This is a genomic window from Pseudoduganella sp. LjRoot289 (genome assembly GCF_964252925.1).
In the GTDB taxonomy this organism is placed as follows: Bacteria; Pseudomonadota; Gammaproteobacteria; order Burkholderiales; family Burkholderiaceae_D; genus Rugamonas.
Genome location: NZ_CAXUPN020000001.1, coordinates 6,441,411 through 6,459,721, shown reverse-complemented (window position 1 = coordinate 6,459,721; position 18,311 = coordinate 6,441,411). Strand labels below are relative to the sequence as shown.

Genomic DNA, 18,311 nt, shown 5'->3' with positions numbered 1-18,311 from the left:
ACCTTCGGGTGGCGTTTTTACAAGGAAGGCGGCCCTCACAATGCACTGCGCCAACCGGTGAGGTTGGCGTTGCCGTTCCAGGGCCAGGCGCTGGCGCGTCAACTTACCACATCAGGTCGTCCGGGATCTGGAAGGCTGCATACGGATCGTCCTCGTCGACGGTGGCGGTGGTCTTGTTCACGCGCACCACCAGCGCGGCGTCGCGCTCGGCGATCTTGTCGGCGATAACGCGCGGCACCAGTTCGACCATGCCGTTCTGGACCACGATCACCAGGCGTCCGGCGATCAGGTGCGCCTGCACCTCGGCCGACACATAGATGCGGTCGATCTTGCTGCCGTGGGTGAAGTTGTAGGCGATGTCGCCCTTGCCCTTGCTCTGCCGGTTCTTCTGCACCATCTGCGTGATTTGCGCCACGATGGCCTTCTGGTTGGCGGCCGCATCGCGCTGGGCATTGAGTTCGCGCGCGCGCTCGGCGTTCTTGCGCTGCGCCTCCAGCGCCGCCAGGCGCGCCTCGTCCACCGACTCGGTGCCGGTGCGGCGCTCTTCCTTCTTCTGCGCGGTCTTTTCCTGGTGGACCTGTTTAATCTTGTTCTTGTTGACCAGGCCGGCTTTCAAAAACTGCTCTTGTAACGAGACCATATCTGCTGCTCCGTAAATAACGCCGAGGAAAAGACGCTAGCATAGCAAAGTTGCGGCCCCCTTTCGTGCCGCCCCAAAAATCGGCATGCGATAGACTGTTTTCAGCACCCGGTCTTCTATCGTAACGGAGGAACTATGGACACCACCTGGATCGTATCGGCCGACAGCGGCCGAGCCCGGATATTCGCAGAAACGGCCCCCAACAAGCCGCTGCAGGAAATCGAAGACATCGTCAACACCGTGGCCCGGCTGCGCACGCTGGAGACCGTGTCCGACAAGATGGCGCCGCTGGCAGCCGGCAAGAGCACGCACGGCAGCGGCGACGCCGTGCCCAGCAAGCAGTTCGAACCGCAGCAGACGCCCGAGGAGCGCGAATCGGAAGCGTTCGCCAAGGACATCGGCGACTATCTGCTCAGGGGCAAGCAGCAAGGCCGCTACGACAAGCTGGCCCTGGTGGCCGCGCCCGCTTTCCTCGGCGCGCTGCGCAAATACCTCGATCCCCAGCTCAAGCCGCTGCTCAGCTACGAGATCAACAAGGACTACACGCACGCGAACGCCCAGCAGCTGCGCGAACAGATCCACGCCCATCAGGAAAAAATCTGAGCGCGCGGCATCCCGGCTGGGAGTCCGGCCCTTGACCCGGCCCTTGACATCCCCCAAGGCAGAGCTACGCTTTAAAGATCGGCTCTTCGCGGCATGACCATCCGCGATTGCTGGCGGACCGCCGAGTTCTCAGGAGGTATGTCATGGGCATTCAGGAAAACAAGCAGCTGGTGATGGGGGGCTATCATCTCTTTCAGACCGGCGACATACGCAATCTGCTGGAGCGCTACCACGACGACGCCGAATGGCTCGGTCCCGAGTCCGAGTTCGTGCCATTTGCCGGCTGCTTCCACGGCAAGGCCGAAATCGCGCAATTTTTCTACAAGCTCGACGCCGCCATCAAACCGATCAGCTTTGTTCCCAAACAGTTCATCGCCGAAGGGGATCTGGTGGTGGTGACGGGCGACGCCACCTGGATGGCCAGGAACACCGGCCGCAGCTACGACAGCCCCTGGGTCCACGTGTTCACTTTGCGCGACGGCAAGGTGGCGCGCTTCCAGTCCTATTGGGACACAGCCGGCGCCGAGCGCGCCCTGCACACCGACCAGCCGGGCCTGGCCGCCAGCGCGGCCCAGTTGCACCATTAACCGCATGCTTCTTCCAATTGGTATCGGAAAGGTGTTAGATTATCGTCTTTGGTATGCAATTGGTCATATTGCATCAGCGTTATCCACCTGGTCACCAAGCCGATCACCCCGACGGAGGAAGCATGCATATCCATAAGGCGGCCCTCGCCAGCCTGGCGCTGGCCGCCGCGACAGCAGCGCCGGCCTGCGCGGCAGCACCGTGGCCGGTGGCCACCGTCCAAGCTGAGCAGGAAGATGACAGCGACCTGCAATCTTTCGCCGACGCCATCGGCAAGGCGCGCATCGTGGCGCTGGGCGAGCAGACCCACGGCGCGCGGGAGGAGTATCTGCTGAAGACCCGGCTGCTCAAATTCCTGCACCAGAAAATGGGCTTCGACGTGCTGTTGCTCGAGAGCGGCTTCTATGACATCGCCCGGCTGGCCGAGCGCGTCGAGCGCGGCGAAAAACTGGACGACATCGCGCCCGGCAACGTGTTCTTCATGTACGCCAACAGCGCCGAGGGCCGTGGCATGCTGCGCTATGTCGACCAGCAGCGCGCGCTGGGCAGGCCGATGGCGCTGGGCGGCATCGACAGCCAGCACACCGGCGCGCTGAGCAAGGCCGAGCTGCTGACGCGCCTGCAGGCCTATCTGCACACCACCGCACCCGCACTGGCGAACGGCGCCGCATGGCGGCAGTACGCCCGGACGGCCCAGCCCTTGCTCGAGATGCAGCGCACGCCGCCGTCCAGCGCGGAGCAGGCCGCGTTCCGGCAGCACGCGGCGGCGCTGAAGGACGCGCTATGCGCCTCCGGGCCCGCCAAGCCCCCGGAACCGCAAGGGGCTGCATTCTGGTGCCAGACGGTCAAAAGCGTGGATGCACAGGCGGCCAGTTATTGGAGCGCCGACCACGACTACCAGCGCGACAACCAGATGGGCGACAACGCGATCTGGCTGGCGGATCGGCTCTACCCGGGACGCAAAGTGGTGATCTGGGCCCACACCGTCCATGTCGCGCGGGGCTTCCAGCGCACGCCGGCGCATCTGCAGGCGGGCGAGGTCATGCACCGCCACTGGGGCCAGGACTACAAGGTGGTGCAATTCAGCGGCGCCGGCGGCGAGATCCTGGATTTCGCCACCATGAGCAAGCTGCCGCTGCCCGCGATTGCGCCGGACAGCCTGGAGGCCGCGTTGGCCGCCAAGGCCGGTGGCGCCAACGCCGTGCTCGGCCTGGCCGGCGCGGACGCCGCTGGCGCCCGGCCGCAGTTCAGCTACGAATACGGAACGCACAGCGGCGCCAGGCTGGGCGTGAACTGGGACGTGCTGTTCTTTATCCGCAACATCACGCCGGTCAGCATGTCGCGCTAGCGATGGGTGAGCACGCCATTGTCCGACCGGACGATAGCGCGTGCTCCTACTTTTCCGGCAAAATGCCGGTGCAATAATGGCCACTCTTTAATGCAAGGAGGAACGCCATGAAAGCCAAAACAACGACTGCAATCCTGGCCATGCTGATCAGCACCGGCGTATGGGCGCAGACCCAGGATCCGAAGAGCCCGACCGCCTACGGCACCGGCTCGATGGCCACCGACCAGGGGCCGCCAACGGCGAACTACCAGGATAGCGGCAAGAACAAGCCAAAACACAAAAAGTCCAGCAAGCATAACCATACCGGCGAGATGAACAAGGCGCCGGACATGAACAATTCCGGCAGCTCGGGCACCGGCAGCTCGGGCAACTCCGGGACCAGCGGCACCACCGGCAGCGGCAACCCCGGAGCAGGCGAACCGCGCCCGGACCAGCAGCCGACGCCAACCAACAAGCCGCTCGACGATATCAAACCGACGCAGGAACCGGCGCCCGACGCGCCGCCGGTCAAGTAAGGACAAAGCCGCCCCTGGGCGGCTTTGTTTTTGATGCCGTGTTGCGGCCTCAGTACTTCTCAATACTTATAAGTCATCCCCACCACGAAGCTGCGCCCGGAATGCACGTACAGCAAGGTGTCGTTGCGTTGCAAATCGCGGCCGTAGCGCAGCGGCGTGTCGGTCAGGTTCTGGCCTTCCAGGCTCACGCGCAGCTTCGGCGTGATGTTGTAGGAGACGCTGAAGTCGACATTGGTTGAACCGTCCACCACGGTGAAGTCATGCCCGGCCACGTCGCCCAGCACATTCAGCAGGTAGGCCGAGCGGTGCGCCGCCGACACGCGCGCGCTGAACTTCGGATCCTCGTAGAACAGCGTGATGTTGTGCGCGTTGGGCGACAGGCCGGTGAAGTTGGCCTGCTTGCTGAGCAGCTCGTTGGCCGGCGTGTTCGGATTATCGACCCGCGTCACGTAGGTGATCTTGGAGTCGACATGGGTGTAGTTGGCCAGCAGGCCGAAGTTGCTCCACACGCCGGGCAGGAAGCTGAACGGCGCTTGCAGGTTCACTTCGAAACCGTTCAACGGGCCGCCCGGCGTGTTGACCTTGCGGCCCACCGTCACCACCGTGTCCGGCAGGGTCGGGCAGGCCGGCGTGCCGCCGGTGATGCTGCAGCCGCCGCCGATCAGAACCGAATCCGGCAAGCCCAGCGAGGAGAACACGGCGCGCTCGGACACGCCCTGGATGAAGGTGTTGATCTCCTTGCGGAAGTAGCCCACCGACAGCAAGGCGTTCTTGGCGTAGTACCACTCGGCTTGCAGGTCGTAGGTGCGGGCGCGGATCGGATCGAGGTTGGGATTGCCGATGTTGACGGACTGGTTCTGCGTCGACAAGGTCGCCAGCGGCGCCAGGTCGGTGTATTCCGGACGCGACAGGGTCTTGCCGGCCGAGAAGCGCAGCAGCACGTCCTGCGGCAGGCTGGCCGTCACGTTCAGCGCCGGCAGCACGTCGCGGTACTTGTGCTCGACGGTGGCCGGCGTCAGCACGCCGTTGGCGTTGAGCAGCGCGAACGAGGTGGCCTTGGTTTCCGCGCCGCGCACGCCGACGTTGCCGCGCAGGCCGACCGGACCGACGTCGTACTTGAAGTCGACCATGCCGTACAGCGCATTGATGCCCTCCTCCACGCCGCGGTTGACCTGTCCCAGCAGGTTGTATTCCGATCCCGGCACTTTCGAGCAATGGCATTCGATGTCGTACACCTGGCGGAATTTATCCAGGTCGACCGCCGTCCAGGAAGCCGGCACGCCGCTGCCGCCCAGGCCGCGGCCGAAGCCGTCGATCTGGCGCGTGATGCCGGCCATGGTGGTGCCGGCAGGCAGCGCCAGGCCGTTGCCGCCGGAGGCGATTTCGACGTTGGTCCAGGTGTTCTTGCGGTTCGACAGGCCGCCGCGCAGCGTGATGTTGTCGTTCACCTCGAAGCTGGCGTTGACGGCGTTGGTGCGCAGCTTGTTCTTGGTGTGCAGGTAGCGGCCCACGAACTGGCCGTGGAAGGTGCCGTCGGCTTCCTGCGGCGCGAAGCTGAACAGCGCCGGGTTGGCCACGTCCATGCCGAAATTGAGCGCAGGCACGTTGCGGTTGTTGCGGAAGTCGAAGGAGAAGCCGTTCACATTGGGCGAATCGAACTGCACGGTGGCGCGCATCGGCTCGTCCAGGTCGGAGTTCGACACGCCGCTCAGGAAGTCGAGCTTGAAGCGGTCGGTGACCTGGCGGCTGCCGGACACCACGTGCTGGCGGAACATGGTGGTGTATTTGTCCAGCAGGCCCTCGGTGCGGATGTCGACGGCGTTGAACTTGCCGTAATCCCAGCTGCCGTTGCTGTCGAAGTGGGCGTCCGTGATGGACGACTGCGGCTTGCCGTTGGACTGCCCCAGGGTGCGGCCGAAGGAGATGGCGGAGATGTAATTGTCGTAGCGGTCGTTGACGAACTTGCCGCCCATCAGGTCCAGGTTCAGCTCGGTCTTGCTGTCCGGGCGCCACTGCGCCGAGCCGGTCAGGCCGGTGCGCTCGTAGTTGGTCAGCGAGCGGCGGTAGCGCGGTATGCGCGGCGCGAACGCGCCCGAGCCGGCGGCCGGGTTGGCCACCGTGCCGCCGTAGTTGTCGGTGCGGCCCATGACGTCGCTGTAGGCGGCCGTGCTCGAGGTGCGCGGCACGCCGAAGCCGCAGCTGGTGGCGGTGATGCCCTTGGCCGGCGTGTTGACCGGGTTCTGCGGCGCGTAGCCGAGCGGCGAGCAGAAGCCGCCGTCCTGGCTCGCGCTCAGCAGTTCGACCGCCTCGTAGCCCTCTTCCTGCACAGTGCGCTTGGAGTAGGCCACCGAGGCCAGCGCGCCGATCTTGCCGATCGGCGTGTCCCAGCGGTCCGAATACAGCGCGGTGACGCGCGGCTCGGCCTTGCGCGACAGGCCGTTCCACGATTCCTGTCCGCCCAGGCTGAAGGTGCGGCCCTTGAAGTCGAAGGGGCGCGCTGTGCGCAGGTCGACGGTGGCGCCCAGCGAGCCTTCCTCGATACCGGCCTCCGAGGTCTTGCGCACTTCCAGGCTGTTGAACAGCTCGGAGGCGAAGACGCTGAAATCGAAACCGCGCCCGCGGTTGGTGCTGCCGTTGATGTCGGACGCGCCGGTCGCGGTGACGCCCTCGATACCGTTGATGCGCACCCGCGTGAAGCCCGCGTTCAGGCCGCGCACGGTGATCTGCTTACCTTCGCCGCCGTCGCCGCGCGTGAGCGACACGCCCGGCACCCGCTGCAGGGACTCGGCCAGGTTGGCGTCGGGGAATTTGGCGATGTCCTCGGCCTTGATGACGTCGACGATGCCGTCGCTGTTCTTCTTGGTGTTCAAGGCGCTGTTCAGGCTGGCGCGGAAGCCGGTGACCACCACCACGGCGTCCTCGGCGGGTTTGGCCTCCTGGGCTTGCGCTGCCGCGCAAACGCTGAGTACGGCAAGAACGATCAGGGTGGGTTGAAACGGTAAACGGCTAGCCATGACGAATTTCCTCTTGATTTATTTGATCTGGAAATGATGCGGTTGTCCCCAACGCGATTGGGATCATATGCGCAAACATTTACGCCGGCGCATGCCGGAGCCAAATAGTCAACTAGTTGATTCGTTGCTGCCGTTCAAAGATCAAAGATCAAGGGTCAAGGATCAAAGATCAAGGATCGAGGATCGAGGATCGAGGATCAGGCCGCCGACGGCGCGCCATGGTGGGGCCTGGTGTCCAGCGGCACATCGATGACGAAGGTCGTGCCGTCGTGCTCGGTGCTCGACACCATCAGGCTGCCGCCGTGGGCCTCGGCCACCTTGCGCGCGAACGGCAGGCCCACGCCCCAGCCGCGCACCCCGTCCTTCTTGCGCGCGGCGCGGCGGTAGAGCTGGAAGATGCTCTCGCATTCCTCGGGCGGGATGGGCTTGCCGTCGTTGTGCACGGCCAGCTGGACGCGCTCGAAGCTGCTGGTCAACGCCAGGGTCACCGGCGCGCCGGGCTTGCCGTACTTGAGCGCGTTGTCGATGAGGTTCTCCAGCGCGCGCCGCAGCGACTCGCGGCACCAGTAACCGGGCAGGGGCGGCTGCGCTTCCTGCAGCACCAGCTCGACGTGCCGCCCGGCGTTCAGGCTGTCCGCCACTTCGCGCACCAGCTCGACCATGTCGAAGCGGGCGATGTGCAGGCCCAGCTTGCCGCCGCCGCCGAACACGATGCGGTCGAGCAGTTCGCCCGTCATGCCGTCGATGCGCTGCGCGCTGCGCAGGATGGTCTGCGCCAGTAGCCGGATGTCGTCGTTGGGCGCCATGCGCTCGATCAGTTCGGCCGCGAACAGCGCGTTCGACAGCGGCGTGCGCAAGTCGTGCGTGATGGAAGCCACGAACTGCTCGCGCAGGGCCGCCTGCACGGCGGAGAAGGCGTTCGCGCTGTCGCGCATCATGTTGTCGATGGCCGTGGCGATCGTCGTGTGCTGCTCCGGCGTCAGCGCCACGGCCGCCTTGTCCAGCTCGGCGAACAGCACCTGCTTGAACAGCTGCAGCTCGTGGATCAGGGTGGTGATGTCATAAGGGGTGAGCCGGGCGCGTTCGCCGCCGTGTTCGCTGGCCAGCACGGTCAGGTCGCTGACCGCGCGGTCCTTCTCGGACTCGGTCAGCAGCAGTGCCAGCGTTTCGAGTATGGCCGGCAGGGTGTTGCCGAGGATGGCCGTGTGCAGCGGGCCGGCGCGGGGCACGACGGCGCGCATGGTGTCCATCCATGCCAGGACCACCTGGTCGCGGCATGCCATCACGGCGCGCGTGGCGGGCGCCATGCCGGGGGCGCAGGGGTCGGTACTGCCTGTCAGGTTTGAGCTCAAGGGTTCCTCGCGGTCGCTGGGCGTCAGGGTTCCAATATAGCGCTTCGCCAAGCCCGGCGACGCGCCGTTGGCGCACCTCCCGCCCCCGTCCGGCGACCGATTTGCAACATGGTGCAGTGCAGATTGACCGTGGCCCGTCCGAAGGGGATACTTGCTCATCAGATAGGAGTGGTGGCATAAGCACATGACTGAACTGCATGCATCGCTCAAGAGCGCGCACAAATTTTCACTGAACTGGGGCTACCTCAACGCGATCGCCAGCGGCGTGTCCGCTATCGACCTCGGTGCGCTCGCGCTGCGCAACCTGCACGACGCGCGCCAGTTCGTGCTCGAGTATGGTTTCGACCTGGAGCAGCCGGCCGCCCCCGCCCTGATACGCCGCACCCACAAGGAGGCGCTCGCCTTCATCGTCTGCAGCTTTCTCGAACCCGGCCAGGAGCAGCTGATCCCGCCCGAGGTGCGCGAACCGGCCGATCCGCTGCAGCTGCTGGTGTACGCCTCGCACCGCGGCCTGCACGCGGACGCGCTGCGCATGTGGTCGTGCGCGGTGCTGAAGGTGATGCACGGGATTTTCTACATCGACAACAATCTCAAGCTGCGCCACTTCAACACCATCCGCGAGCAGGTGTTCGCCTCGCTGGACGAGGTGATACGCAGCGAGGACGGCCACTACTTCCTGACCCACGGCGACACCTGTTTGCCGCTGCTGCACTTCGACCGTAAAAACAACAAGGGCCGCAACAGCATCCTGCTCAAGCTGCTGCACAAGGCCGGCTACCTGGCGGCCGACGTCTACGACCACCTGGGCGTGCGCATGATCTTCAACACCCGCTTCGAGTGCCTGCTGGCGCTGCAGACGCTGCAGCGCGCGCACCTGCTGTCGGTGACCAATGTCGATTCGCAGCGCACCCGCAACACGCTGCTGGACATGGAGGCGGCCAAGCAGGTGTTCTGCAAATACCGGCCCATGCTCGAGCGCAGCGAGGAGTACCCGGCGCAGCTGCTGATGCGCATGGACGACGAGCTGCTGGCGCTGTCCGCGCAGCAGACCCGCGCCGACAATCCGCACAGCGGCGAGGGCTTCAACAGTATCCAGGTGACGGTACGCAAGATGATACACCTGCACGCGGACGACGTGGGCGGCAGCAGCGTGCCCATCTTCGCCGCGCAGGACGCCGCCGCGCAGGAATCGGTCGAACCGGACTACGATGTCGGCTTCTTCTTCGAATACGAGATCCAGCTGATGGACAAGGCCAGCCACGACCGCAGCCTGAGCGGACCGGCCAGCCACGACGCCTACAAGAAACGCCAGATTGAAACGGCGCGCATCCGGGTGTTCGGGCGCGAGCTGCTGCGCTGGATCGCCGGCCATGCCGCCGTCGTGCCCGCAGCCACCGCCCCGGCAGCCTCCGCTGCAGACAGCGCCGCGGCCGCCGTCGCCGAGCACTCGGCAGCGGCCTGAACGGCCGCCACATGCCAGCAAGCCGCTTCCGCATGCCCCAGCCGCACGCCATTTCCAAGCCGCCGCAGCCCGCCCGCCTCGCCACCCGGCTGTCTTGCCGCCTCGCCGCCCTGCTGTCTGACCGGCTCGCCAAGCGGCTGTCTTACCGGCTCGCGCCCCCGCTGGCTGACCGGCTCGCCAAGCTGCCGTCTTACCGGCTCGCGCCCCCGCTGTCTGACCGGCTCGCCAAGCGGCGGTCTTACCGGCTCGGCGACTGCCTCACTGCCAGCGTCTCTGCCCGCCTCGCCGCCCGGCTCGCGGCGCCGCTCGCGGCGCTGCTCTTGGCCGGCCCGGCGGCGGCAGCCGGCGTGCCGCTGACCTTGTGCTACGAGGACGTCGCGCAGCGCCCCTGGAGCGCGCCGGACGCCACCGGCCTGAATTTCGAGCTGCTGCGGCGTGCGGCGAAACTGGCGGGAGAACAGTTCATCTACGCCGCCAAGCCGTGGCGCCGCTGCATCGAGGAGCTGCGCCTGGGCACCGTGGACGGTGTGATCGCCGCCGCAGATTCCCGCGAGCGGCGCGCTTTCGCCTCCTTTCCCCTGCTGGCCGACGGCAGCGCCGACCCGGCGCGCGCGCTGTTCACCGACAGCGTCAACGTCTTTCTGCGCGTGGGCGGCCGCGCCAGCTGGGATGGCCGCACGCTGGTGGCGCCGAACATGGAGGTGGCGGTGCAGTCGGGCTACCTGGTTGCCAGTGTGCTGCGCGAGCGCGGCTATCGGCCGCGCGAAATGGGCAAGTCGGCCGAGGACGGCCTGCGCCTCCTGCTGAGCGGCATGTTCGACGTCGCCATCCTTCAGGGTGTGGAAGCGAGCCGGCTGGTGCACAACGACGCGCGGTTCCAGAATCAGGTCGTGCAGGCCGCCCAGCCGTACCGGGTGGTGGCGCTGCACCTGCCCTTCAACCGCGAGTTGTACTTCCGCAATCCGCGCCGCGTGGAAGCGATCTGGCGCGCCGTCGCCGCCGCCAGGCAATCGCCCGAGTACCGCCATCTGGAAGCCGAGGCGGGCGTGCGCGACTGAGGCCTTCGCCGCCGCGTTTACTCTATTTACAACGTCGCTATGCTTTCTTGGATACAATATAAAACCATGACAGCCCAACCGCTACCGGCTTGATCGACGGCCGCCTCTCACTGACCACGCCGGAAGGCACGCGCCTGCTGCTCACCCCGGCAGGCCCGGCCCCGCGCGCCTGGGCCTGGGCGATCGACTTCGCGGCCTGGTCCGCCTTCATGCTGCTGGCCGCCTGGCTGCTGCGCGGCCCGCGCCTGGCGCAGGGCCTGCTGGCCTTGCTGGCCTTCCTCTCCTACTGGGGCTACCCCGTCATCTGCGAAGTGTATTTCCGGGGCCAGACGCTGGGCAAGCGCGCGCTCGGCCTGCAAGTGCGGCGCGCCAACGGGCTGCCGGTGGGCTGGCGCGAATCGGCACTGCGCAACCTGCTGCTGGCGGCGGACTTCCTGCCGCTGGCCTACGCCACCGGCCTGGCCTGCATGCTGTACGACCGCCAGTTCCGCCGCCTGGGCGACATCGTGGCCGGCACGCTGGTGGTCTACCGCGACAAGACGCCGCCCCGTCCCGCCGCGCGCGCGGACGCGCACTTGTCCCCTCCCTTGCCCCTGCCTTTTCCACTAACGTCGGCGCAGCAGCGCGCGCTGGCCGACCTGTTCGAACGCGAAGCCGGCCTGCCGCCGGCGCGGCTGGAGGAACTGGGCAGCATAGCCGAAGCGCTGACCGGCCGCACCGGCGCCGCTTCGCTCGCCCTGCTGCGCTCCTACGCCGCGGGGCTGAAGCAATGAAACAGACGCAGTTCGAACAGCAGCATGCCCCGCTGTGGGAGGCCATCGACGCCATCCTGCAGAACCGCTCGGACCACCCTGCCGCCCTGCCCGCGCTGTACCGCCGCCTGTGCCAGTGCCAGGCGCTGGCCGCCCAGCGCGGCTACTCGCCGGCCTTGGGCGACTACCTGCAAGCGCAGGCATCGGCCTGCCACCTGCGCCTGTACGGCGCGGCTGCGGAACGCCCGCGCGCGCTGCTGCGCTGGATGCTGCGCGACCTGCCGCGCCGGGTGCGCGCCGAATGGCGCTTGCTGTTGCTGGCCACGCTGGCCGTGTTCGGCGTGGCGCTGGCCCTCGGCCTGCTGGTGTGGCAGCAGCCGCACTGGGCCTACAGCTTCATCCCGCCCGAGCAGCTGGAAAAATACCGCCAGATGTACCGGCCCGGCCGCATCACGCTGGGGCGCGGGCAGGAGGGCGATGTGCAGATGTTCGGCCACTACATCTGGAACAACGTGACGATCTGCTTCCGCACGTTCGCCGGCGGCGTCTTCGGCGGCCTTCCCTCCCTGCTCAGCCTGGCCTTCAACGGCATGCACATGGGCGTCATCGCCGGCTGGCTGAGCAAGGACCCGCTGACACGCACCCAGTTCTGGTCCTTCGTGGTGACGCACTCCAGCTTCGAGATGACGGGGCTGGTGCTGGCCGGCCTGTCCGGCATGCGCCTCGGCCTGGGGCTGATCGCACCCGGCCGGCTGAGCCGGCGGCACGCCCTGTTCGCGGCCAGCCGCGCCATGTTCCCGGTGATTGTCGGCGCGGCGCTGCTGACGGTGCTGGCCGCCTTCGTCGAAGCGTTCTGGTCGGCCAGCCCGGCGGTGCCGGCAGCTGTCAAATACGCGGTGGGCGGGGCGTGCTGGGCGGCGGTGTTCGCCTTCTTCCTGCTGGCGGGACGTGACCGGGGAGCGCCGCATGCGGATCGATAAGCTGCAGATCGCCCTGCGGCCACGCCCCGCGCCGCAGGCGCTGGACCTGGGTTTCGCGCTGCTGCACGCGCACGCGGGCGCGGTGTACAAGACCTGGCTGGCCTTGTGGCTGCCGGCGGTGGCGCTGACTTTCGCGCTGATGCTGCTGCTGCCCGCCTATGACTTGTTGTGGATGATGCTGGCATGGTGGCTGCGCCCGCTGCTCGAGCGCGGGCCGCTTTATGTACTGTCGCGCCAGGTGTTCGGCGAGGCCGTGACGTGGCGCCAGGCGGTGCGCGCCTGGCCCGGCCAACTGGGCGGCGGCACGGTGCGCCTGCTGACCTGGTGGCGCCTCTTCATGCCGGGGCGCGGCCTGTATCAACCGATCTGGCAGCTGGAGCAGGTGCGCGGCAAGGCCGCCGCCGAACGCCGGCTCGCCATAGGCCGCAACGGTACCGGAGCGGCCGCCTACCGCTTCGGCATGGCCTGCGTCCATTTCGAGCTGATCCTGCAATTCGGCTTGATCGCCCTGGTCGGCTTGTTCCTCAGCGACGGGCCGTCGGTCCAACCGCTGGCCTATATCGTCAACGCGCCGCCCGCGGCCAGGGAGGCGCTGGAGCTGGTCTACATGGGTACTTACGCCTTGGGGGCTGCCGTCATCGGGCCGGTCTACACGGCCTGCTGCTTCACGCTCTACCTGAACCGCCGCGCCACGCTGGAGGCATGGGACATCGAACTCACGCTGCGCCAGATCGAGGCACCGGCCGCGCGCCGCAATGCGCAGGCCGGCCGCGCCAGCGCGCCGATGCTGGCGGTGCTGGCGGTGCTGGCGGCGCTGGCCTGCGGCTTCGGCTCCGCGCTGGCGCAAGCGCCAGCGGCGTCCGCCACGGCGTGCACGCCGCCCAATGGCATGCACAGCCCGGTCGGCAAGCATGCTCCCGCGCACGACGCGAAGCAGGAAGCGCTGCGCAGCGAACTGCGGCAGCTGTACGACACCGACGACCTGCGCGGCTACAAATGCGAGGAGACCTGGCACCTGAAGGACTTCGACCGGCCACCCGAGGAAAAACCGTTGAAAATGCCGGACCTCGGCTGGCTGGCCCTGGCCGTCAAGATCGCGCTGATCGCGGGCGCCGTCGCGCTGGTCGGGTGGCTGCTGTACCGCCACCGGGGCAAATTCGCCTGGCTGCTGCCCAAGCCCAGGGTGACGCCGGCGACAGAGATAGCCGGCCTCGACATCCGCGCCGAAAGCCTGCCGGCCGACGTGCCGGCCGCCGTGCGCGCGCTGTGGGACCGGGACGAGCGCCGCAACGCGCTGGCCTTGCTGTACCGGGCCACATTGTCGCGCCTGGTCACGCTGGACGGCCTGCAACTGGCGCAAGGCGCGACCGAAGGCGACTGCCTGCGCATGGCGCGGCAAGCCGGCTTGCCGCAAGCGCGCGATAAAGCCGTCGACACCGTCACCACGCTATGGCTCAACGGCGCCTACGGCGGCCGCTGGCCGGACAGCGCCGCCGTGCACGCAGCCTGCGACGCGTGGCGCGCGCAGTTCGAGGCGCCGCCAGGAAGGGCATTGGAACCGCAACCCGCCGGGCAGGCAGGCGCGCCTTCGTTCCCGCCACCGGGGAAGGCGGCATGAGCGCGGCCGGCAACAACAAGGCCGACCGCACCCTGCGGGTGCTGGGCGCGCTGGCGGGCGCGGCCACGCTGGCGGGCTGCGTGTGGCTTTGGTACGCCGTCATGGAGCGCTCGCCGGAAGCGGTGCCCTACATTTCGCCGCTGGCCATCGACAACCCCATGCTGGCCGCCGGCACCCTGCTCCACCGTCACGGCTACCGGGTCGAGGTCGAGCCGCGGCTGGGCGGCAGCGACTTGTCCAGGCTGCCCGCCGGCATGCTGATCATGGCCGACAACGGCGGCCAGATATCGCCCGCGCAAGCGGCCGAACTGCTGGCGTGGGTCCGGCGCGGCAACACGCTGCTGATGCAGCCCAAATGGGGCACGATGGAGATCGGCAGCGGCGGCCAGGCCGGCGACGCACAACGCAAGCGGCTGCGCCCGCTGCTCGATCCGGACCCGCTGGGCGCGCACTTCGGCGTGGCGCTGAACTACCGCCACAAGCTGCGCGCCAACTGCGTATCGGAAGACGTCCTGCCGCCGGATGATGACGAGGATGAGGAAGACGAGGACGGGGACGAGGGCGGCCAGGACGGGCAGGCGCCGGCGCAGGGCGCGCGTTCCGCCGCCGCCGCCAAGCCGGCCAAGGAAGCCCGCCAGCTCACCTGCGTGACGCTGCCGGGCGGCGCCTACCCGCTCGCGCTGGACACCGGCACCGAAGTGCTGGCATCCAGGCGCGTGGCCGGCACGCCGGCGTGGAGCGACATCGACGGCATGTCCGTGCGCGTCTACGCCGAAGGGCGGGGCCACGTCGTCATGCTGTCGGACAACTACTTCAACAACCAGCGCCTGCCCCGTTTCGACCACGCCGAACTGCTGCTCGGCCTGGCCGCGCTGAACCGGCAAGAGCAAGCGCGGCACGTGACGGTGGTGCTGCATGCGGATGCGGTGCCGTGGTACGCCAAGCTGTGGCGCGCGGCCTGGATGCCGCTGACGGCGCTGGCGCTGTTCCTGGCGCTGCTGCTGTGGCGGGCGACGCGCCGCTTCGGCCCCTTGCTGCCGGAGCCGGCCGCCGAGCGCCGCTCGCTGCTGGAGCACGTGGAAGCGAGCGGCAACTGGCTGTGGCGGGCCAAAGGCGGCCGCGAAACGCTGCTGGCCGCCGCGCGCCAGGAAACGCAGGCCCTGCTGGCGCGCCGCGCACCCGAATTGCAGGCGCTGGGCGCGGACGAACAAACCGCGCGCCTGGCGCGCCTGTGCGGCCTGCCCGGGATCGACATGCGCGACGCGCTGCACGGCCCGGCCGCGCCCAGCCCGGCCGCGTTCACGCGCCAGATCCAGATACTTCAACAAGTGAGAAACCAATATGATCGACAATAATCAGGACAGCAACGGCATCGCCCCCGAGCGCCTGCAGCAGGCGCTCGACATCGCGCGCCGCATGGGCGAAGAAATCCGCCGCGCCGTGGTCGGCCAGCGCGAGGTGATCGACCAGGTGCTGGCCTGCATGCTGGCGGGGGGCCATGTGCTGGTCGAAGGCGTGCCGGGCCTGGGCAAGACGCTGCTGGTGCGCGCGCTGGCCAAGACCTTCGCCGGTGAATTCTCGCGCATCCAGTTCACGCCCGACCTGATGCCGGCCGACGTGATGGGCCACGCCGTGTTCGACCTGAAGAACCAGACCTTCAGCGTGCGCAAGGGCCCGGTGTTCGCCAACCTGCTGCTGGCCGACGAGATCAACCGCGCACCGGCCAAGACCCAGTCCGCGCTGCTGGAGGCAATGCAGGAAAGCCAGGTGACCATCGAGGGCGAAGCGCACGTGCTGGCGCCGCCCTTCATGGTGCTGGCCACGCAGAATCCGCTGGAAAACGAAGGCACTTACCCGCTGCCGGAAGCGCAGCTCGACCGCTTCCTGATCAAGGTGCGCATCGCCTACCCGAGCGAGAGCGAGGAACAGGACATGCTGCAGGCGGTCACCCGCAACCGCGTCGGCGACAACCTCGACGTGGCCGCCGTGGCCACCCTGGTCAAGCCCGAAACGGTGCTGGCGCTGCAGCAGCTGGTGGCGCGCATCCGCGTCGACGACAGCGTGGCCAACTACGCCGTGCGGCTGGTGCGCGCCACGCGCGACTGGCCCGGCATCGCCATCGGCGCGGGACCGCGCGGCAGTATCGCGCTGGTGCGCATGGCGCGCGCCATGGCCCTGCTGGCCGGGCGCGACTACGTGACGCCGGACGACGTCAAGCAGGCCAGCCTGCCGGTGCTGCGCCACCGCATCGCCATTTCGCCGGAAAGCGAACTCGACGGCCTGAATAGCGACCAGTTGCTGACCACGCTGGTGCAGCAGGTCGCCGCGCCGCGCGCATGACGCCCACACCGCGCCTGCTGCGGCTGCTGCTGGCCTGGGCTGCCGCCGGGGCCGGCGCCGCGCTGGCGGCCGGCCTGTGGCCGGCGCAGGCCCGCTGGCTGGCGCCGCTGTGGTGGCTGGGCGGCGCCGCGCTGCTGGCCGCCGCGCTGGCCGACGCCTGGCGCGCATTGGGCCAGGCGCCGCTGCGGCTGGAACGCCAGCTGTCCGGCGTGCTGCCCGTGGAACTGTGGCACGGCGTGACGCTGACGGTGCACAACCCCGGCGCGCGCCCGCTGGCGCTGCAGCTGTTTGACGACTATCCCACCGCCTGGGCCATGGAGGGCATGCCGCACGCCTGCACCGTGGCCGGCGGCGCCCACGCGGCCGTCAGCTACCGGCTGCGGCCCGACCGGCGCGGCGACGCGCGCTTCGGCCAGCCGCATGTGCGCGTCGCCACGCCGTTTGGCCTGTGGCAGCGCAGCCACCGCGTCGGCCCCGAGCAGACGGTCAAGGTCTTCCCCGACTATTCGCGCCTGCTGGGCCAGACCCTGCAGGCGACCGACCGCCGCGCACCGGCGGCGGGCGCCATCCGCAAGCGGCGGCGCGGCGAAGGCACGGACTTCCGCCAGCTGCGCGAATACCGCCAGGGCGACAGCCTGCGCGCCATCGACTGGAAAGCCACGGCGCGCCAGCGCAAGCCCATCGCCCGCGAATACCAGGAAGAGCGCGACCAGCAGGTGGTATTCCTGCTCGACTGCGGCCGCCGCATGCTGGCCAAGGAGGACGCCGGCGGCGCCGATGGCCTCGAAACCGGCCAGCACGGCAGCCACTTCGACCACGCGCTGCAGGCCGTGCTGACCTTGGGCTTCGTGGCGCAGAAACAGGGCGACGCGGTCGGGCTGATGAGTTTTGGCGGCGGCGCGGACGGCGGCGGCAACCGGTGGCTCAGTCCGCACAAGGGCCGCGCCGGGTTCGACCGCCTGCTGGCGGGCGTGTACGACTTGCAGCCGGATGAAAGCGCGCCGGACTACACGCTGGCGGCGGGCGCGCTGATGAAGAAACTGAACAAGCGCGCCTTCGTGGTGCTGATCACCAACCTGCGCGACGAGGACGACCAGGCCATGCGCAGCGCCATCGAGCTGCTCGGCACGCACCACATGGTGCTGTGCGCCAGCCTGCGCGAGCAGGCGCTGGACCGCGCGGCGGCTGCGCCGGTGCAGACCTTCCCAGACGCGCTGCGCCAGCCGGCGGCCATGCTGTACCTGCAGCAGCGGCGGGAAGCCATACGGCGCCTGGGCTTGCGCGCGAACGCGCTGGTGGACGTGGCGCCCGGCCAGCTCAGTACTGCGCTGATCGAGCGCTATCTGGACATCAAGGAAAGCGGCCAGCTATAAGGCGGCCAGTGACAAAGCGGCCAATTACAGGCCGGTAGAGCCGGACGCCGCCCGCGCCTTCTGCACGTAGCCCTGGTAGGCCGGTACCGCGATAGCGGCCAGCACGCCGACCACGAAAATGAAGGGGAAGATGAAGCCGACCACCTTGACGATGGTGCTGTTCGGCGACGGCGCCGGGCCGTAGTCGTTGGCGCCTTCGGAGCCGGCCGCGAACACCAGGTAGAGCGACACGAAGAAATTCACCAGCGGTATCCACAGCAGCAGCGACAGCCATCCGCTGCGGTTGGTGTCGTTGAAGCGGCGCTTGGCCAGCACGAAGCTGAACACCAGCAGCGGCAGGTACAGCAGGACGCTGAGGCCGGTGATGGCTTCGACGTTGCCCTTCATCATGCCGGTCGCGCCCAGAACGCTCATCAGCACCATGACGGGCACCATGTTGAGCAGGGAAATGCCGAACAGATAGGCCATGTAGCGCAGGCGGCCGATGCGGCCCTTCCAGGCGAACACCTTCGGTTCGTAGGTCTCGTCGCCCGCAGGCGCGCCGGACAGGGCGGCGCCCGGCGCCGAGTAAGGATTGTTCACGTTTGCAGCTCCCGGTGGATAGATGAATTACCAATTCAGCAATCATACCGGAATAGCCCCTCTAATTGCTCGTCTTTATACTACCCAAA

Annotated in this window: 16 protein-coding genes; 12 read left to right on the top strand and 4 right to left on the bottom strand. The window is 68.0% G+C overall.

What is annotated here, in order from left to right; genetic code table 11:
• Positions 1-103 precede the first annotated feature (103 nt).
• Positions 104-640 carry a DUF2058 domain-containing protein gene (locus ACSQ8Y_RS27815; RefSeq protein WP_436269615.1) on the bottom strand — a complete coding sequence of 179 codons (537 nt, stop codon included), beginning with the start codon at positions 638-640 and terminating at the stop codon, positions 104-106.
• Positions 641-775: 135 nt separating this feature from the next.
• Between ACSQ8Y_RS27815 and ACSQ8Y_RS27810 the strand changes: the two genes are divergently transcribed.
• From ACSQ8Y_RS27810 to ACSQ8Y_RS27795, 4 genes are all read left to right on the top strand, one after another.
• Positions 776-1,243, top strand: coding sequence for a host attachment protein (locus ACSQ8Y_RS27810; RefSeq protein WP_436269614.1), 468 nt, complete (start codon positions 776-778; stop codon positions 1,241-1,243).
• Between the two features lie 143 nt (positions 1,244-1,386).
• Entirely contained in the window at positions 1,387-1,830 is a 444-nt protein-coding gene (locus tag ACSQ8Y_RS27805) for a nuclear transport factor 2 family protein (protein WP_436269613.1), read from the top strand.
• 122 nt (positions 1,831-1,952) lie between these two features.
• The gene (locus ACSQ8Y_RS27800; protein ID WP_436269612.1) at positions 1,953-3,176 is read left to right on the top strand and encodes an erythromycin esterase family protein; all 1,224 of its coding nucleotides are present in this window, start codon (positions 1,953-1,955) and stop codon (positions 3,174-3,176) included.
• Positions 3,177-3,283: 107 nt separating this feature from the next.
• Entirely contained in the window at positions 3,284-3,691 is a 408-nt protein-coding gene (locus ACSQ8Y_RS27795) for a hypothetical protein (protein WP_436269611.1), read from the top strand.
• Between the two features lie 59 nt (positions 3,692-3,750).
• Here the strand turns inward: ACSQ8Y_RS27795 and ACSQ8Y_RS27790 are convergent, their stop codons facing one another.
• Both ACSQ8Y_RS27790 and ACSQ8Y_RS27785 read right to left on the bottom strand, forming a co-directional pair.
• A complete protein-coding gene (locus ACSQ8Y_RS27790) occupies positions 3,751-6,705 on the bottom strand; it encodes a TonB-dependent receptor (protein WP_436269610.1) in 2,955 nt (984 codons plus the stop codon).
• A 197-nt stretch (positions 6,706-6,902) separates the two neighbouring features.
• Positions 6,903-8,057, bottom strand: coding sequence for a sensor histidine kinase (locus ACSQ8Y_RS27785; RefSeq protein ID WP_436269609.1), 1,155 nt, complete (start codon positions 8,055-8,057; stop codon positions 6,903-6,905).
• Between the two features lie 184 nt (positions 8,058-8,241).
• Here ACSQ8Y_RS27785 and ACSQ8Y_RS27780 point away from each other — a divergent pair, with 184 nt between their 5' ends.
• From ACSQ8Y_RS27780 to ACSQ8Y_RS27745, 8 genes are all read left to right on the top strand, one after another.
• Positions 8,242-9,519, top strand: a complete 1,278-nt coding sequence (locus ACSQ8Y_RS27780; protein WP_436269608.1) for a TIGR04552 family protein — start codon at positions 8,242-8,244, stop codon at positions 9,517-9,519.
• 320 nt (positions 9,520-9,839) lie between these two features.
• Complete coding sequence (locus ACSQ8Y_RS27775; RefSeq protein WP_436269607.1) at positions 9,840-10,577, top strand: substrate-binding periplasmic protein; 738 nt, start codon at positions 9,840-9,842, stop codon at positions 10,575-10,577.
• Positions 10,578-10,666: 89 nt separating this feature from the next.
• Complete coding sequence (locus tag ACSQ8Y_RS27770; protein WP_436269606.1) at positions 10,667-11,350, top strand: RDD family protein; 684 nt, start codon at positions 10,667-10,669, stop codon at positions 11,348-11,350.
• Positions 11,347-12,309: a stage II sporulation protein M gene (locus ACSQ8Y_RS27765; RefSeq protein WP_436269605.1), complete on the top strand. Its 963-nt coding sequence runs from the start codon at positions 11,347-11,349 to the stop codon at positions 12,307-12,309. Before ACSQ8Y_RS27770 ends, ACSQ8Y_RS27765 begins: the two co-directional genes overlap by 4 nt.
• A complete protein-coding gene (locus tag ACSQ8Y_RS27760; protein WP_436269604.1) occupies positions 12,296-13,927 on the top strand; it encodes a DUF4129 domain-containing protein in 1,632 nt (543 codons plus the stop codon). Before ACSQ8Y_RS27765 ends, ACSQ8Y_RS27760 begins: the two co-directional genes overlap by 14 nt.
• Positions 13,924-15,282: a DUF4350 domain-containing protein gene (locus ACSQ8Y_RS27755; RefSeq protein WP_436269603.1), complete on the top strand. Its 1,359-nt coding sequence runs from the start codon at positions 13,924-13,926 to the stop codon at positions 15,280-15,282. The genes ACSQ8Y_RS27760 and ACSQ8Y_RS27755 overlap by 4 nt, the downstream gene beginning before the upstream one ends.
• The gene (locus ACSQ8Y_RS27750) at positions 15,269-16,267 is read left to right on the top strand and encodes an AAA family ATPase (protein WP_436269602.1); all 999 of its coding nucleotides are present in this window, start codon (positions 15,269-15,271) and stop codon (positions 16,265-16,267) included. Before ACSQ8Y_RS27755 ends, ACSQ8Y_RS27750 begins: the two co-directional genes overlap by 14 nt.
• The gene (locus ACSQ8Y_RS27745) at positions 16,264-17,640 is read left to right on the top strand and encodes a DUF58 domain-containing protein (protein WP_436269601.1); all 1,377 of its coding nucleotides are present in this window, start codon (positions 16,264-16,266) and stop codon (positions 17,638-17,640) included. The genes ACSQ8Y_RS27750 and ACSQ8Y_RS27745 overlap by 4 nt, the downstream gene beginning before the upstream one ends.
• 24 nt (positions 17,641-17,664) lie before the next feature.
• On the opposite strand, the gene ACSQ8Y_RS27740 is transcribed toward ACSQ8Y_RS27745, so the two are convergent.
• Positions 17,665-18,222, bottom strand: a complete 558-nt coding sequence (locus ACSQ8Y_RS27740; protein ID WP_436269600.1) for a DUF805 domain-containing protein — start codon at positions 18,220-18,222, stop codon at positions 17,665-17,667.
• Between the last annotated feature and the right edge of the window lie 89 nt (positions 18,223-18,311).

Coding starts and splice junctions, on each gene's coding strand:
- ACSQ8Y_RS27815 (WP_436269615.1), bottom strand. CDS start 640: ATGGTCTCGTTACAAGAGCAGTTTTTGAAAGCCGGCCTGGTCAACAAG.
- ACSQ8Y_RS27810 (WP_436269614.1), top strand. CDS start 776: ATGGACACCACCTGGATCGTATCGGCCGACAGCGGCCGAGCCCGGATA.
- ACSQ8Y_RS27805 (WP_436269613.1), top strand. CDS start 1,387: ATGGGCATTCAGGAAAACAAGCAGCTGGTGATGGGGGGCTATCATCTC.
- ACSQ8Y_RS27800 (WP_436269612.1), top strand. CDS start 1,953: ATGCATATCCATAAGGCGGCCCTCGCCAGCCTGGCGCTGGCCGCCGCG.
- ACSQ8Y_RS27795 (WP_436269611.1), top strand. CDS start 3,284: ATGAAAGCCAAAACAACGACTGCAATCCTGGCCATGCTGATCAGCACC.
- ACSQ8Y_RS27790 (WP_436269610.1), bottom strand. CDS start 6,705: ATGGCTAGCCGTTTACCGTTTCAACCCACCCTGATCGTTCTTGCCGTA.
- ACSQ8Y_RS27780 (WP_436269608.1), top strand. CDS start 8,242: ATGACTGAACTGCATGCATCGCTCAAGAGCGCGCACAAATTTTCACTG.
- ACSQ8Y_RS27765 (WP_436269605.1), top strand. CDS start 11,347: ATGAAACAGACGCAGTTCGAACAGCAGCATGCCCCGCTGTGGGAGGCC.
- ACSQ8Y_RS27760 (WP_436269604.1), top strand. CDS start 12,296: ATGCGGATCGATAAGCTGCAGATCGCCCTGCGGCCACGCCCCGCGCCG.
- ACSQ8Y_RS27755 (WP_436269603.1), top strand. CDS start 13,924: ATGAGCGCGGCCGGCAACAACAAGGCCGACCGCACCCTGCGGGTGCTG.
- ACSQ8Y_RS27750 (WP_436269602.1), top strand. CDS start 15,269: ATGATCGACAATAATCAGGACAGCAACGGCATCGCCCCCGAGCGCCTG.
- ACSQ8Y_RS27745 (WP_436269601.1), top strand. CDS start 16,264: ATGACGCCCACACCGCGCCTGCTGCGGCTGCTGCTGGCCTGGGCTGCC.